The sequence below is a fragment of the Halomonas sp. AOP22-C1-8 genome, from assembly GCF_052378905.1.
Classification (GTDB): domain Bacteria; phylum Pseudomonadota; class Gammaproteobacteria; order Pseudomonadales; family Halomonadaceae; genus Vreelandella; species Vreelandella citrativorans.
Window position 1 is genome coordinate 1 of record NZ_JBQSYD010000073.1, and the last position, 506, is coordinate 506.

General features: G+C 55.7%; 1 protein-coding gene. It reads left to right on the forward strand.

Annotated elements, in window-relative coordinates:
* Nucleotides 1–21: 21 nt before the first annotated feature.
* Nucleotides 22–506 (forward strand): IS701 family transposase (locus tag ACT3TY_RS17910; RefSeq protein WP_444629097.1); only part of this gene is annotated, 485 nt, incomplete at its 3' end.

A 506-nucleotide genomic window follows, 5' to 3' on the forward strand; every position in this document is an offset into this window, starting at 1 on the left:
TCTGTATAGCGATTTCGCATTATGGTAAACGACGCACTTCACGACCGCTTCGAGACGTATCTTGATGAGCTAGCACCTCGCCTGGGCCATGCTGATCGAGTGAAGGGTTTTCAGAATTACTGTCGTGGCTTGATGCTGCCGCTGGAACGCAAGAGTGTCGAGCCCATCGCCGCCAGTGTCGATCCGGGTAACGTTCAAGCCTGTCATCAGTCGCTGCATCACCTGGTGGCTCGCTCTGGATGGTCTGACCGAGGGATGCTCAATGGCGTGGCGCAGCAGGTGCTACCCTACTTGCTGTCCCCCGATACGACGCCTTTTTGGATTATCGATGACACCGGTATTCGCAAGAAAGGACGACATTCGGTGGGCGTTAGTCGCCAGTACTGCGGTGAGATTGGTAAACAGGACAATTGTCAGGTCGCCGTTAGCCTATCGGTGGCGACCGAACAGGCCAGCCTGCCGGTCGCATGGCGGCTTTATTTGCCCACATCATGGACAAACGATCC